We start from the raw sequence: 420 nt of genomic DNA on the forward strand, positions 1-420 counted from the left end.
GTGCGGATCGGGCCCGATTTCTTCGCCGCCGGTCCCGTTGCGGGCTTGTGAGGCTTCGCGCCCTTGGCCGCGACCTTGTGAGCCGCGCCGGGCGTCACTTTCTTCGGCGCCGCCTTGCCGAAAGCCGGCTTGGCGTCCTTCGACCGCTCCGCGATAGCGGGGGCGGCGCCGGCCTTGGCCTGCGCCGCCCTGGATTGATTGGCCCTGGCTTTCTTGGGCGCGGTTTTTCTGCTGTTGGTTGCCATCTGACAGCTCCTGCAATCTTCTTCGCAACTCCAGACGGAAAGCGGTGCGCGCCTTCCTGGAATTGCTCCGGCGCCGGACAATTCGGGATAGGGTCATAACGGCGCGAAAACCTTAAGGTTCCCGCCCGAAAATAGTGAAAATTGAGCAGGTTAACCAATCGCCAGGGCCATTGGT

General features: G+C 63.1%; 1 protein-coding gene. It reads right to left on the reverse strand.

What is annotated here, in order from left to right:
- Window positions 1-245 (reverse strand): hypothetical protein (locus EOD07_RS37245; RefSeq protein WP_127238554.1); only part of this gene is annotated, 245 nt, incomplete at its 3' end.
- Window positions 246-420: the final 175 nt, after the last annotated feature.

Source organism: Mesorhizobium sp. M2C.T.Ca.TU.002.02.1.1 (genome assembly GCF_003997225.1).